The sequence below is a fragment of the Micromonospora sp. NPDC048894 genome (assembly GCF_040649765.1).
In the GTDB taxonomy this organism is placed as follows: domain Bacteria; phylum Actinomycetota; class Actinomycetes; order Mycobacteriales; family Micromonosporaceae; genus Micromonospora; species Micromonospora antibiotica.
The window spans coordinates 319,073-333,309 of sequence record NZ_JBEZFY010000007.1 but is presented as its reverse complement, the minus strand read 5'-3'; the positions used below and the strand labels follow the sequence as shown (position 1 = coordinate 333,309).

11 protein-coding genes are annotated in these 14,237 nt (G+C 73.8%); 4 read left to right on the top strand and 7 right to left on the bottom strand.

Features of this window, described 5'->3' with window-relative positions:
* Nucleotides 1-90: 90 nt before the first annotated feature.
* Nucleotides 91-747 (top strand): response regulator transcription factor, encoded by a 657-nt coding sequence (locus AB0C22_RS18385; protein WP_208569033.1) that lies wholly within the window; start codon nucleotides 91-93, stop codon nucleotides 745-747.
* 10 nt (nucleotides 748-757) lie between these two features.
* Complete coding sequence (locus AB0C22_RS18380) at nucleotides 758-2,215, top strand: HAMP domain-containing sensor histidine kinase (protein WP_219469252.1); 1,458 nt, start codon at nucleotides 758-760, stop codon at nucleotides 2,213-2,215.
* A 1-nt stretch (nucleotide 2,216) separates the two neighbouring features.
* On the opposite strand, the gene AB0C22_RS18375 is transcribed toward AB0C22_RS18380, so the two are convergent.
* From AB0C22_RS18375 to AB0C22_RS18360, 4 genes are all read right to left on the bottom strand, one after another.
* Nucleotides 2,217-3,119 carry a TAXI family TRAP transporter solute-binding subunit gene (locus tag AB0C22_RS18375; RefSeq protein ID WP_219470843.1) on the bottom strand — a complete coding sequence of 301 codons (903 nt, stop codon included), beginning with the start codon at nucleotides 3,117-3,119 and terminating at the stop codon, nucleotides 2,217-2,219.
* Nucleotides 3,120-3,289: 170 nt separating this feature from the next.
* On the bottom strand, nucleotides 3,290-3,958 hold the full coding sequence (locus tag AB0C22_RS18370; RefSeq protein ID WP_219469255.1) for a hypothetical protein: 669 nt from the start codon (nucleotides 3,956-3,958) through the stop codon (nucleotides 3,290-3,292).
* 95 nt (nucleotides 3,959-4,053) lie between these two features.
* The gene (gene yaaA, locus AB0C22_RS18365) at nucleotides 4,054-4,860 is read right to left on the bottom strand and encodes a peroxide stress protein YaaA (protein ID WP_357536063.1); all 807 of its coding nucleotides are present in this window, start codon (nucleotides 4,858-4,860) and stop codon (nucleotides 4,054-4,056) included.
* Nucleotides 4,861-4,882: 22 nt separating this feature from the next.
* Nucleotides 4,883-6,511 (bottom strand): hypothetical protein, encoded by a 1,629-nt coding sequence (locus AB0C22_RS18360; protein WP_357536061.1) that lies wholly within the window; start codon nucleotides 6,509-6,511, stop codon nucleotides 4,883-4,885.
* A 305-nt stretch (nucleotides 6,512-6,816) separates the two neighbouring features.
* Between AB0C22_RS18360 and AB0C22_RS18355 the strand changes: the two genes are divergently transcribed.
* Nucleotides 6,817-7,857 carry a phosphatase domain-containing protein gene (locus AB0C22_RS18355; RefSeq protein WP_308291075.1) on the top strand — a complete coding sequence of 347 codons (1,041 nt, stop codon included), beginning with the start codon at nucleotides 6,817-6,819 and terminating at the stop codon, nucleotides 7,855-7,857.
* A 15-nt stretch (nucleotides 7,858-7,872) separates the two neighbouring features.
* Here the strand turns inward: AB0C22_RS18355 and AB0C22_RS18350 are convergent, their stop codons facing one another.
* The 3 genes from AB0C22_RS18350 to AB0C22_RS18340 all read right to left on the bottom strand — a co-directional run bounded on the left by AB0C22_RS18350 (nucleotide 7,873) and on the right by AB0C22_RS18340 (nucleotide 13,752).
* On the bottom strand, nucleotides 7,873-9,348 hold the full coding sequence (locus tag AB0C22_RS18350; protein WP_357536059.1) for a M48 family metallopeptidase: 1,476 nt from the start codon (nucleotides 9,346-9,348) through the stop codon (nucleotides 7,873-7,875).
* A gap of 73 nt (nucleotides 9,349-9,421) precedes the next feature.
* The gene (gene glgB / locus AB0C22_RS18345; protein ID WP_357536057.1) at nucleotides 9,422-11,524 is read right to left on the bottom strand and encodes a 1,4-alpha-glucan branching protein GlgB; all 2,103 of its coding nucleotides are present in this window, start codon (nucleotides 11,522-11,524) and stop codon (nucleotides 9,422-9,424) included.
* On the bottom strand, nucleotides 11,512-13,752 hold the full coding sequence (locus AB0C22_RS18340) for a maltotransferase domain-containing protein (protein ID WP_357536055.1): 2,241 nt from the start codon (nucleotides 13,750-13,752) through the stop codon (nucleotides 11,512-11,514). Before AB0C22_RS18340 ends, glgB begins: the two co-directional genes overlap by 13 nt.
* 192 nt (nucleotides 13,753-13,944) lie before the next feature.
* Between AB0C22_RS18340 and AB0C22_RS18335 the strand changes: the two genes are divergently transcribed.
* Nucleotides 13,945-14,229 (top strand): hypothetical protein, encoded by a 285-nt coding sequence (locus AB0C22_RS18335; RefSeq protein ID WP_357536053.1) that lies wholly within the window; start codon nucleotides 13,945-13,947, stop codon nucleotides 14,227-14,229.
* Nucleotides 14,230-14,237: the final 8 nt, after the last annotated feature.

Here is a 14,237-nt window from a genome sequence, read left to right as displayed (position 1 = left end):
ACCGGCCGACCCGTGTTCCCCGTGGTTTCCGGCGGGCCGGTGCTTCTGCCACCATTCGCTCGTCATCCGTACGACGAATGGGGGTCACCGGTGCGCATCCTGCTGGTCGAGGACGACCGACGGGTGGCCGCCGCCCTCGCGTCGGCGCTGACCCGCCGCGGCTACGAGGTGGAGCACGCGGCCACCGTCGCTGCCGCGCTCTCGGCCGCCCCCTGTGACCTGGTGCTGCTCGACCTCACCCTGCCCGACGGGGACGGCACCGAGGTGTGCCGGGAGTTGCGGCGGCGCAGCAGCCAGCTCGGCATCATCGCGGTGACCGCTCGCGGTGAGGAACGGGACCGGGTGCTCGGGTTGCGGCTCGGTGCCGACGACTACGTGGTGAAGCCGTTCTCCATGGTGGAGTTGCAGGCCCGGATCGAGGCGGTGCTGCGGCGGGCGGCCCACGCCGCGCCGGCGCGGGACCTGATCGAGGTCGGGTCGGTGCGTATCGACGTCGCCGCCCGGACGGTCGCCGTCGACGGTCGGCAGGTGGCGTTGACCCGCAAGGAGTTCGACATTCTGCTCTCGCTGGCCCGCCAGCCCGGGACGGCGGTGTCCCGGGACCGGATCCTGCTCGACGTCTGGGGCACCACCTGGGCCGACCGGCACACCGTCGAGGTGCACGTCGGTTCGCTGCGGGGCAAGCTCGGCGACCCCCGGCTGGTGGAGACCGTACGCGGGGTCGGCTACCGGCTCCGGGGCGAGTGAGGGGCAGCCGGTGCGGCGTCGACTGGTGATCAGCTACCTGCTGCTGATGGTGCTGGTGCTCCTGGCGTTGGAGACGCCCCTCGCGGCGACGCTGGCGTCCCGGGAGACCGACCGGGTCCGGGCCGACCGGCTCGCGGACGCGACCCGGTTCGCCTCGCTGGCCGGGCCGGCGCTGCGGGGCGGCGGCGCCGGGCCGTTGACCGGCGAACTCGTCAGCTACGACCAGCTGTACGGCATCGGAGCCGCGGTCGTCGACCGGGACGGCCGGGCGCTGGTGGTGTCGACGAGTTGGCGTACGGGCCGGGACACCCGGGCGGCGCTGGACAGCGCGTTGGCCGGGCAGCAGTTCAACGGGCCGGACTCGGTCTGGCCGTGGGTGGACGGCCCGCTGGTGGTGGCGGTGCCGATCAACGACGGTGGTGAGGTGCTCGGCGCGGTGGTCACCAGCACCCCGGTGGCGAAGGTCCGGCGCACGGTCACCGCCTGGTGGCTGCTACTCGCCGGGATCGGCCTGCTTGCCGTGCTGGCCTGTGTCTCCACCGCGTTCGGGCTGGCCGGTTGGGTGTTGCGCCCGGTGACCGAGCTGGACGCGGTGACCCACGAGATCGCCGAGGGGGACCGGGGCGCCCGGGTGCAGGACCGGTGGGGGCCGCCCGAGCTGCGCCGGTTGGCAGCCAGCTTCAACCACATGGCGGTGGTGGTGTCCGACGTGATGGACCGGCAACGGGCCTTCGTCGCGCACGCCAGCCACCAGCTGCGCAACCCGCTGACCGCGCTGCGGCTGCGGGTCGAGGAGCTGGGGCCCAGCGTCACCGACCAGGCCGGCCAGGTCGAGCACCGGTTGGCCCTGGAGGAGACCGACCGGTTGGCGCTGGTCCTCGACGGGCTGCTCACCCTGGCCCGCGCGGAGCGGGAGCAGAACGAACGGGTCACCGTGGACGCGGCGGCGGTGGCCGCGTCCCGGGTCGCCGCGTGGGAGCCGCTGGCCCGGCACCGGTCGGTCACCCTGCTCCTGGCGGCGTCCGGCCCGGCGTACGCGCGGACCGTGCCGACCGCCGTCGACCAGGCGCTGGACGCGCTGATCGACAACGCGATCAAGTTCAGCGGGGAGGGCGGCGAGGTGACGGTGGCGGTCCGGCACGTCGACGGGGGCACCGCGCTGGAGGTGCGCGACACCGGCCCGGGGATGACCTCGGAGCAGCTCCACCAGGCCACCGAGCGGTTCTGGCGGGCCCCGGACGCGCAGAACATCGAGGGTGCCGGCCTCGGCCTGACCATCGTGGCGGTGCTGGTGGACGCCTCCGACGGTCGGCTCACCATGCATCCGGGTCAACCGCGCGGTCTGGTCGCCGAGCTGTGGTTCCCCGGCCCGTCCGACATCGCCCCCCCGTCGGACACCGGCTCCCCGTCCGACGCCGACTCCCCGCCGGACGCCGTCGTCCCCGCCCTGCCCGGCGGGGCGGGCTGAGTCAGGGTTTGGCGGACCGGTACCAGGCGGCTGCGCCCGGGTGCAGCGGTAGCGGGGTGGTGGCGATCGCCGAGCGGGGACTCATCCGGCCGGCTGCCGGGTGGGCGGCGGCCAGCTCCGACCGACGTTCCATCAGCAACCGGGTCACCTCGCGCACCAGGGGCTCCGGCAGGTCCGCCCGGACGATCAGGTAGTTGGGGTTGGCGACCGTGGTGACCGGGTCCACCCCGTACACCGAGCGGGGGATGTCCCGGGAGACGTACACCTCCCGGTAGGCGCGACGTAGCGGCTCGGTCCACTCGCCCAGGTTCACCAGCCGGATCGAGGTGGCGTCGGCGAGCGCCTTCACCCCGCGTACCGGCAGGCCACCGGAGAAGAAGAAGGCGTCGATCCGGCCGGCCCGCAGCGCGGCCACCGAGTCGTCCAGCCCGAGGTGTTCCTGCCGGACCTGGTCGCCGCCGAGCCGGGCCACCTCCAAAAGCCGGGTCACCGTGACCTCGGTGCCGGACCCGGCCGCGCCCACCGAGACCCGCCGTCCGCGCAGGTCGGCGAGGTCGCGGATCGGTCCGCCGGCGGTGGTGACCAGGTGCAGCAGGTCGTCGTAGACGCGCGCCACCGCGAGCACCTTCGGTGGGCCGTTCGGGTGGGTGTCGAGCACGTCGGCCTGGGTGAAGCCCAGCTCGGCGGCACCGGAACCGACCAGCCGGACGTTCTCGGCGGAGGCGGCGGTGACCACCACGCCGGCCCGGACACCGGGCATCTCGCGGTTGAGGACGGTGGCCAGCGACTGGCCGAAGGCGTGGTAGACGGCGGTCGGGCTGCCGGTGGCGATCCGGATCCGGACCGGTTCGTCGGGGGAGTCCTGGCAGGCGACCAGCCCGCCGAGCACCACGACCAGCAGCATCAGCAGCGCTGTGCCGGCGGAGGCGGACCGCCGGCCGCGCCCGGTCCGGCGACGGCTCACGCGGTGCACTCTGCGCCGTCACCGCCCTCGGCGCAAGCTCAGACGGCCGGTGCCGGGCCTGACCGCCGGGTCAGCCCGCTGCGGGGTGGACGCCTCGACGTCCGCCGCGCTCAGGCCGGGGCGGGCTGCCGGGCGGGGGCCAACGCGGCCCGCTCCATGATCCGCAGCCGGTCCGGCCCGTCGGCGACGCTGACCACCAGGCAGCCGGTTCCCGGTCGCAGCAGCGCCGGCACCTCCAACTGGGCCGCCGACCGGACCAGCACGGCGGCCAGTTCCCGGTCGGCCAGCCGGATGCCGAGGATGTGCCGCCGGACGTGCCGGCCGCCGGCCAGCAACGCCGAGCGCCAGGCCGCCGAGGCGAGCCGGGTCCGCCAGGCGGCCCGGGGGGTGGACGAGCCGACGGCGGGGCCGAGCAGTTCCCGCCGTCCCTGCCGCCAGCCGGCCTCGCGTAACGCCGTGTACCCGGGCACCTGCGCCGTCGGCACGTGCAACCGGTGCAGCTCGTAGCGGCGACGCAGGCCACCGGTGGCCACCTCGTGCTCGACGGGGACGCCGAGCCGGACGAGCAGTTGCCGCATCCGCAGCGCGGCGTCCTCCCGGTTGAACTCCACCACCGCCCGTGGTGGGGGTGGTGTCGGGCGGTGCGTGGCGACGGCCGGCGTCGGCGTGCAGCGCACCAGGCAGGCCACCTCGAACGCGTCGGCCAGGGTCAACCAGTCCAGCGGTGGTGGGGACGCCGGGGGGCGCGGCCGGTCGAGCAGGCGGGGTTCGGAGGTCATCGGACCGCTCCTTCTCGACGGGGGTTCCCCTACGGTCGCCTGCCGGTCCGCCCGCCTCCAGCCATCGGCACCGGATTTGAGGAAATCTTGCGTTCCTAGAGTTCGGTCACCACCACGTCGACCTGACGGGGGCGGCCCGCCGTCACCGGCTGCTCCTCGACCGGGTACTTCAGGTCACGCAACGCGCCGATCAGGGCGGTCGCGGTGCGCGGCCGGGCCCCCGCAAGCAGCAGGTCGCGGACCAGCCGGCCCTTGGTGGCCTTGTTGAAGTGGCTCACCACCGTGCGTTCCCCCGGCCGGCGTTCGTGCAGCACCCGCACGGTGACCGTCCGGGCGGCCAGCTCCGCCGGCGGCGTCCAGGTCGCCGCATAGGCGGCGGACCGCAGGTCCAGCACCGGGCCGCCGCCGGCCGCCGCCGTCAGCACCGGCGACAACACCCGCCGCCAGTACGCCGACAGCGCCCCCACCCCCGGCAGCCGCGCCCCGATCGGGCACCGGTACGGCGGGATCCGGTCGGTGAGGCGTACCGCGCCCCACAGGCCCGAGCTGACCAGCACCGAACGGCGGGCCGCCCGCAGCGCCCCGGGCGGCAGGGTGGCCAGGCCGAGCGCCTCGTAGAGCACCCCGGTGTAGACCTGCCCGGCCGGTGCGGTGGCGGCCCGGTCCAGCCGGGCGTTGCGGGCCAGCTCGCCCCGCTGACCGGCGGTCAACCCCAGGGCGGCCAGGGCGGCGTCGGCGACACCGGGCCCGTCCGACCGGTCGGCGGCACCGAGGGCCATCAGCGCGGTCAGCACCTCCTCGCGGGCCGGGGTCAACTCGGGCAGGGAGAGCCGGGTCAGGTCTAGCCGACGACCGGTGCCGGCGTCGGCCTTGCCCTCGGAGGGCGGCAGCAGGATGAGCACCCGGAAAGCGTACGGGCCGAGGTCAGCGCCACGGCCGGACGGCACTCGCCGGGTGGTACACCCGGTATCCGGCGACCTCGACCAGCCGGGCGGGGTCGGCCCCGTCCCCGAGCAGCCCCCGCAGCCGGCGCTCCGCCGGGGAGTCCACCGGCAGCACGTACCCGGGTCGTTGCGCCCCCTCCACCCGCCGCCAGTACGGTCGGTAGCGGTTCTGCCCGGGGGTGAGTTGCCCGTCGAGCACCGCGCAGACCACCCGCTCACCGGTGTCGAAGGTCAACCGGTTGCAGGTCCAGTAGTCGCCGTAGACCTCCCGCAGGCCGGTCCGGCGCACCGCGTCGGCCAGCTCCCGGGCCCGCCGCTGGTCGGCCCGGGGCGCGTCCAGCGCCGTCAGGAACAGCCCGGTCGCCACCACGGCGGTGGTGGTCAACCCGGCCAGCACCGCCGTGGCGCTCGCCCCGACCAGCCGACCGACCACCCCGACGGTGCCCCGCCAGCAGGCCGCCGCCGCCAGCCACAGCGGCCACAGCACCGCCGGCAGGGAGATCTGCACCACCGCCAGGTAGCGGGCGTTGGCCAGCGGGTCGGTCGCGGCGGGCGGACTGCGGACGTACGACAGCAGGGTCAGGGCGGCACCGGCGATCAGGGCGAGTTGGGCGACGGGCCGGACCCGCACGGCGGTCGGCCGGCCCGTGGTCCGGCGGTAGCCGACCAGGGCGAGCCCGGCGGCGGCGACCAGCAGCACCGGGTAGAGCACCCCGAACCACTCCTGCCGGCGGGCGCACCCGGTGACCTGGCAGAGGCCGGTGGCCAGCGGCACCCCGGTCAGCAGCCCACCGCGCACCCGGTCGACCAGCGGCGGCGTCGGCCCGGTGCCGGCGCTGAGCTGGCGCAGCACCGACCACGAGTCCGCGCCCGGCGGGGCGACCAGGTTGTCCCCGACCAGCGGGGCCACCCCGACCGCGAACCCGGCCACCAGCAGCAGCCCCGACCAGCCGAGCAACTCCCGGCGGGTGGCGTAGACCAGCAGCACCCCGGCGACCGCCAGGTAGGGGGCGAGCAGCCAGTCGGACCAGAGCGCCGCTCCGGCGCACACCCCGGCCAACCCCACCGCCGCCCGTCGCCACCCGGGCCGCCGCCACCGGCCCCGTCGCCCCGCCAGCCCCACCGCGATCAGCAGGATCGCCAGCACCATCGGTTTGCCCTCGGGCCGCCCGCCGACCACGGTGAGCTGGTCGCGGACCACCCGTTCGGTGCCGAGCGCCAGCAACCCGACGGTGAAGGTGGCGAACCACGGCCCGTAGAGCCGCCGGCTCAGCCGGTGCGACAACCAGAGGAAGAGCGCGTACGACGCGACGAGCGGCAGCCGTAGCACCGGCCAGGACGGTCCGGCCAGCGCCACCAGCGGGGCGGCCAGGTAGGACTCGATCATGCCCATGTAATGCTGCCCGTAGAGGAAGACCGGGTGTTCCCGGCCGGCGGCGATGTGCAGCGCGGCCAGCCCGAAGGTCGCCTCGTCGCTGTTCGCGGCGGGCACCGTCAGCAGGGTCAGAACCAGCCGGTAACCCACCCCGGCCACCCCGAGCAGCAGCGCGACCCGCGCCGGACGGTCCAGCCGTGCGCGGTCGGGCGGTACACGTGTCGACACGACCAACGCCCCCGTCGTCGTCCCGACCGGAGTGTGTCACGCCTGCCGGGCCTCCCGGGCCGGATCGGTCCAGCCGACCCGCTGCCGGTCCGCGCCCGCCCGACGCGCCCGCCCGACTGGTCTCCCGTCCGGACTGACTCGTTTCCCGTCCGGCCCGACCCGTCTCCCGTCCGGCCAGGCCCGGCTCGTTTCCGCCCGGCCCGGGGCGTCGGACGTCTGGTGCGTGCGCCGCCGTCCACCTGGGCGCTCGACCCGCTGTGCTCCTGGTCGCTCGCCTGGCCGCTGCCGGACTCCTGTGGCAGGGTTGCAACGTGCCCTCCACCACCGCGAGCCAGCTGGCCGTACCCACCCTGCACCGGGCCGCGCGGATCGAGGACGCCCTGCACCAACTGGTCGAGCGCCGGTTGCGCCGCACCGGCTGGCAGCCCAACATCGTCGCGTACGCCGGTTACGGCGCACCCGGTTGGGCCCGGGTGATGTGCCGGGTGCTGCTCAGCCGCCCCGACCGGCGGCAGGGCCGGCTGGAGAAGGTACGCGGCTGGCGCAGCTTCGCCACCCTGCCCGCCAAACATGTCGAGGTCACCATCGAGGCCGGCGACGGCGTACACACCGCCCGCGCCGACCGCAGCGGCTTCGTCGACACCATGGTCAAGGCCAACTTCGCCCCCGGCTGGGCCTCGGTGCGGCTGCGGGTCGCCGACGCCGAACCGGTCGAGGCGCTGGTCCGGGTGATCGACCCGGAGGTGCGCCTCGGCATCCTCTCCGACATCGACGACACGGTCATGGTCACCGCGCTGCCCCGGCCCATGCTGGCCGCGTGGAACACCTTCGTCCTCGACGAGCACGCCCGCACGGCGGTGCCGGGCATGGCGGTGCTCTATGAACGCCTGGTCACCGCCCACCCCGGCAGCCCGGTGTTCTACCTGTCCACCGGCGCGTGGAACGTCGCGCCGACGCTGACCCGGTTCCTGTCCCGGCACCTCTACCCGGCCGGTCCGCTGCTGCTCACCGACTGGGGGCCGACGGCCGACCGCTGGTTCCGCAGCGGCCGGGAGCACAAGCGGGCCACCCTGGCCCGGTTGGCCGCCGAGTTCCCCGACGTGCGCTGGCTGCTGATCGGCGACGACGGGCAGCACGACCAGGAGATCTACCGGGAGTTCGCCGCCGCCCACCCGGAGAACGTCGCCGGGGTGGCGATCCGCCGGCTCTCCCCGACCCAGTCGGTGCTCGCCGGTAGCCTGCCCGTGCCGAACGACCGGCCGTCGTCGGCGGGGCCGGTGGGGCAGAAGTGGCTCTCCGCCCCCGACGGCGCCGGCCTGTGGAAGCTGCTCCGCGACGCCGGCCTGGTCTGACCGCCGGGTCGCTGATCAGGCGGTGGCGCTGGCAGCCGTCCGGATGCCGAGCGCGGCGAGCCGGTCCCGGGCGGCGGGCACGGTCGCGGGGTCGGCCGACAGGTCCACCAGTTCGCCGAGCGGTAGCGGTTCGCCGGCCGTGGTGAGCAACTCGGGCGGACCTGACCAGGAGTGCCGCCAGGAGGCGGCTGCGGAGTCGACAGCCGCAGCCTCAACCGCACTCTCGTAGGCCACCGTCAACGACTGGAGTGCGTCCTCGTCCGCATCGTGCGGGGCCAGTTCCCGGGCGAGGTCGAGGCCCCGGTCATCGGCGAGGAGGTCCAGTAGCAGGTCGAGATCGGCATTGGGCCGTCCACTCAACCGTGCCGCAGCCTGGTAGAGCGGAGAGGCCAGTTCCCGGGCGGACCGGTGCGCGAGGGCGGGGGTGAGCCGGTCCCAGGACAGCAGCCGGACGTTGGGCCGATCGAACAGACTCGCCCGGAGTCGACGGCCTGCCGCGTCGAGGTCAGGCACCAGCACGGTGGCAGGGCGGCAGTCCGGGGTGACGGACACGTCCGGCACGAAGCGCAGCGCGGCGATCCGCTCCCCGATCGGGGGATGCGACTCCCACCAGGCCGGCTCGGCGGGTGCCACCTCGATGCTGCGCTGGCGGACTTCCTCGCGGCATTCGGCCAGGTAAGCGGCGAACCCGCCGAACAGGTCCTCCGGAAGGTACCCACGGTCGTACGCCGGCAGCACGTGGCGCTCCAGGTACTCGTCCCAGCCGGTGCTCAACACCCGGATCTCGCGCAGGGCGGTCACCATGGCGTCCCGCCCGGAGACGGCCACCGCGTAACGGTCCGCCTCGTACTCCATCTGCCGGCTGATGCCCTGCATGACGGCGACGAACAGGCGGGCGTACCCGGAGAGGACCGCGCGCAGCACGCCGTCGGTGGTGTGCCGGACGGTCTCGACGATCATCATCCGCGCCCGGTGGGCAGTGCGCACGCTGCGGGTGTGCCGGCCGGAGAAGTGCCCCATCTCGTGGGCGAGGACCGCCCGGACCTGATCGACGGTGTAGGCCGGCAGCAGGGGCAGCCCGAGGATCACCGTACGTCGGCCGGGGAGCAGGCCGAGCAGCCTCGCCTCCTCGGTCACGGCGGCGTTGGCCCCGGCGGTCAAGCGGATGTCGTCCGGCTCACGGGTGCTCATCCGGGTAGCCAGGTCGCGGACGATCCTCCACAACTCGGGTGCCTGTTCGGGGCTGAGCAGAATTCCGGCCGGCGGGGTCGGGCGCTGGGCAATTACCCGGCCGAGGGCGAAGACCAACGCGAGGAACAGGGCGATGGCGGCACCGACGAGGAACGGCCGGAACTCCCGGGTGCCGGAGCCGTCCCAATCGGTGCCGTATCCCATGCCGAACGCCCCGAGCGCCACCACCAGCCCGACCGCGAACACGTAGAAGCCGACGAGCAGTACGACAGAGAGCACGGCCTGCAGCCACGTCTTCACTCGCGCTTCCTCCCCCGGTGCGGCGTGCACAATATCGACCGGAGAGGATGCGCCACAAGGCCCTTTCGGACTGTCAGTCGCGGCGGAGCCAGAGTACGCCGAGTGGGGGGACCCGCAGCGCCGCCGAGGCGGGCAGGCCGTGCCAGGGGACGTCCTGGGCGTGCACCGCGCCGAGGTTGCCCACCCCGGAGCCGCCGTAGTGGTGGGCGTCGGTGTTGATCACCTCGGTCCAGGTGCCGCCGGCGGGCAGGCCGACCCGGTAGTCCTCCAGCGGGCTCGCGGAGAAGTTCGCCACGCAGACCAGGGTCGCGCCGTCCGGGGCGATCCGGACGAAGGAGACCGTGTTGTTGGCGACGTCGTCCCCGGCGATCCAGCGGAACCCGGCCGGGTCGGTGTCCTGCGCCCACAGCGCCGGGGTGTCCCGGTAGGCGGCGTTGAGGTCGGCGACCAGCCGCTGCACCCCGGCCCGTGCCGGATCGTGCAGGAGATACCAGTCGAGGCCGCGTTCCTCGCTCCACTCCCGGTCGTCGCCCAGCTCGCAGCCCATGAAGAGCAGTTGCTTGCCCGGGTGCGCCCACATGTACGCCAGCAGCGCCCGTACGTTGGCCAGCCGTTGCCAGGTGTCGCCGGGCATCTTGCCGGCCAGCGAACCCTTGCCGTGCACCACCTCGTCGTGGCTGATCGGCAGCACGTAGTTCTCGCTCCAGGCGTACGCCAGGGAGAAGGTGAGCTGATGGTGGTGGTGCTGCCGGTAGATCGGGTCCTTGGCGGTGTAGAGCAGGGTGTCGTGCATCCAGCCCATGTTCCACTTGAAGCCGAAGCCGAGCCCGCCGTCGGCGGTGGGCCGGGTCACCCCGGGCCAGGCGGTGGACTCCTCGGCGATCATCACCACCCCGGCGTGGTGCTTGTAGACGGTGGCGTTGACCTCCTGCATGAAGGCGATCGCCTCCAGGTTCTCCCGGCCGCCGTGCTGGTTGGGCAGCCACTGTCCCTCGGGGCGGGAGTAGTCCAGGTAGAGCATCGAGGCGACCGCGTCGACCCGCAGGCCGTCGATGTGGAACTCGTCGCACCAGTAGAGGGCGTTGGCGACCAGGAAGTTGCGCACCTCGCGGCGACCGAAGTCGAAGACGTACGTGCCCCAGTCGGGGTGTTCGCCGCGGCGCGGGTCGGGGTGTTCGTAGAGCGGGGTGCCGTCGAAGCGTGCGAGGGCCCACTCGTCCTTGGGGAAGTGCGCGGGCACCCAGTCGAGCAGCACCCCGATGCCGGCGGCGTGCAGCCGGTCGACCAGGTGCCGGAAGTCGTCCGGGTCACCGAACCGGGAGGTGGGCGCGAAGTAGCCGGTGACCTGGTAGCCCCAGGAACCGCCGAACGGGTGCTCCATCACCGGCAGGAACTCCACGTGCGTGAAGCCCATCTCGGTGACGTACGTGGTGAGCTGTTCGGCCAGCTCCCGGTAGCTGAGGCCGGGCCGCCACGAGCCGAGGTGCACCTCGTACACGCTCATCGGTTCCCGGTGCGGCTGCCGGCGGGCCCGCTGTTCCAGCCACCGCGCGTCGGTCCACTCGTAGCGGGACCGGTGCACCACCGAGGCGGTGGCCGGCGGCACCTCCGCGTACGCGGCCATCGGGTCGGCCTTGTCCCGCCACCGCCCGTCGGCACCGAGGACGCGGTACTTGTAGCGGGCCCCCTCCGGTGCGCCGGGCACGAAGATCTCCCAGACGCCGCTGGATCCGAGGCTGCGCATCGGCCAGCCGTCGTCGGGACCCCAGCCGGTGAAGTCGCCGACCACGCGCACCCCACCGGCGTTCGGGGCCCACACCGCGAAGGCGACACCGCCGTCGCGGACCTGCGCGCCGAGCGCCTCCCAGAGCCGTTCGTGCCGGCCCTCGCCGATCAGGTGCAGGTCCAGCTCGCCGAGGGTCGGCGGGTGGCGGTAGGGATCGTCGGTGACCCAGCCGTCGACGTCGACCCGGTAGTCGAGCACGCTGCCTTCGACGCGGGCCTCGAAGACGCCGACGTCGTGCACCCGCTTCATCGGGTGCCGGTCGTCGCCGACGAGCAGCGTCACGTCGCCGGCGCCCCGCCGCAGGGTGCGGATCGTGGTCCACCCGTCGGCGGGGTGCGCGCCGAGCAGGGCGTGCGGGTCGTGCGTCGCGCCGGCGATCAGCTGGTCCATCGGTCGTCCTTCGGGGCGGGGTCGGTCGGGGTGCTGCCGTGCGGGGCACGGCCGGTCCTGGAGCCACCGGTCCGGGCGCGGCGGGCCCTGGCGGGGCGGGGCGCGGCGGGGCCGGTCGGCTGGTCGGCCTCCGGGGCGGGGGTGGTGGGCGCGGTGCCGCCGGAGAGTTCGGCGGGCACCTCCGTCACGGTCAACTCGGCCGGTTCCGCGCCGGCCGGCAACTCGGCCGGTTCCGCGCCGGCCGGGATCTCGGCCGGCGGGTTCGGCGGGCGGCGGACCGTCAGCACGTGCGCCGGTTGCAGGTACGGGTCGAGCCGCACCGCGTTGCGCTGCCCCCACTCGTAGCTGGCCCCGGTCAGCTCGTCGTGCACGGTGAACCGTTCGTGCCAGTCGAAGCCCAGCGCCGGCATGTCCAGGGTGGTGTTGCCCCACTGGACGGTCTGGGAGTCGAACGAGCAGACCACGATGACCGTGTCGCCGGTGTCCGGGTCGTGCTTGGACCAGCACAGCAGCGTCGGGTTGTCGATGTCGTGGAAGATCAGGTTGCGCAGCCGGTGCAGGGCCGGGTGCTCGCGGCGTACCCGGTTGAGGGTGGCGACGAACGGGGCGAGCGAGCGACCGTGTGCCTGCGCGCCGGCCCAGTCCCGGGGGCGCAGCTCGTACTTCTCGTTGTCGAGGTACTCCTCCGCGCCGGGGCGGGCGACGTGCTCGAACAGTTCGAACCCTGCGTAGATGCCCCAGGAGGGGCTGAGCAGGGCGGCCAGCACCGCGCGGATCTTGAACATCGGCGGTCCGCCGTGTTGCAGGGACTCGTGCAGGATGTCCGGGGTGTTGGGCCAGAAGTTGGGCCGCATCCAGTCGACCGAGGCGACCAGCTCCTCGCAGTACTCGCGCATCTCGGCGGCCGTCGTGCGCCAGGTGAAGTAGGTGTACGACTGGGTGAAGCCGACCTTGCCGAGCCCGTGCATGATCGCCGGCCGGGTGAACGCCTCGGCCAGGAAGAGCACGTCCGGGTCGGTGCGCTTGACCTCGGCGATCAGCCAGTGCCAGAAGTCGAACGGCTTGGTGTGCGGGTTGTCCACCCGGAAGATCCGGACGCCCTCGCCGATCCAGTGCCGCACCACCCGCAGCACCTCGGCCCGGATGCCCTCGGGGTCGTTGTCGAAGTTGACCGGGTAGATGTCCTGGTATTTCTTGGGCGGGTTCTCCGCGTACGCGATGCTGCCGTCGGCGCGGGTGGTGAACCACTCCGGGTGCTCGGTCACCCAGGGGTGGTCGGGGGCGCACTGCAACGCCAGGTCCATCGCCACCTCCAGGCCCTGCTCGGCGGCGGCGGCGACGAAGTCGCGGAAGTCGGCCGGCGTACCCAGGTCGGGGTGGATGGCGTCGTGGCCGCCCTCGGCCGCGCCGATCGCCCACGGCGAGCCGACGTCGTCGGGGCCGGCGGTCAGCGCGTTGTTGCGGCCCTTGCGGTTGACCCGGCCGATCGGGTGGATCGGCGGCAGGTAGAGCACGTCGAAGCCCATCGCCGCGACCCCGGGCAGCCGGTCCGTCGCGGTGACGAAGGTGCCCGAGCGGGCCGGGGCGTCGACGGTGGCCGGGACCGCGCCCTCGGAGCGGGGGAAGAACTCGTACCAGGCGGAGAAGAGCGCCCGGGAGCGGTCCACCCAGAGCCGGTGCGCCGCGCCGGTGGTGACCAGTTCCCGCACCGGGTGGGCCCAGAGCAGGTCGGCCAGGTCCAGTGCCGGGGCGACCCGGCGGGCCAGCTCGGCCTCCTTGTCGCCCAGCGCGGCCACCGCCGCCTCGACCCGCCCGACGTCGCCGGTCGGTACGAGGTCCAGGGCGGCGGTCAGCACCCGCACGCCCTCGGCCAGGTCGTTGGCCAGCTCGGCCGCGCCCTGCCCGGCGGCGACCTTCTTGGTCACCGCGTTCTGCCAGGTCAGGTAGGGGTCCTGGAACGCCTCGACGGTGAACGACCACTCGCCGACGGCGTCCGGCCGGATGGTGGCGTGCCAGCGGTCCTGCCCCGGTTCGCCCGGACGCATCCGGGTGAACGGGCGGGCCGCGCCGTCCGGGCCGTGCCAGACCACGTTGCAGCCGAGCGCGTCGTGCCCCTCCCGGTAGGCGCGTGCCGACACCGGTACCACCTCGTCGACCACCGCCTTGGCCGGGTAGCGACCGCAGGCGACGACGGGGGAGACGTCTTCGATCGGGAACCGTCCGCTCACCCGCTCAACCTACTGTGCGAGATCCTCTCGCGCTCAATCAAGCGGCTCCTTCTCCCGCCGACCGTCCCGTCGGACGTTCGCCCAGCCCCGGACACGTGGCGTTGCGGGAAGATCACCGCCTGTGTATGGTCGGCCGGGTTAATCGACAGATCACGATCTGGAGGTAGGATGAAACGGCTCAAATCTCGCGCGGTGACCCTCCTGGCAAGCGCCACGATCGTCGGCCTCGCGGTGGTCGCGGTTCCCGGTGGAGCCGCCCAGGCCGGCTACTACCAGTACCGGAAGTGCTCCGACGCGGTCTCGCTCTCCTTCTTCGTCGACAGCACCTCGTCGACCACGCGGTGGCCGCACTCGATCGGCTGGAACAACGTCATGTACGCGGCGCAGGAAGCCAACGGCCGCTACCACGTCTCGCTCTGGGACACCTCGGGTGACACCAACGGCTGGGTCAGCACCGCCTGGGTCCGCGCCTGCTGAGCCGGCCC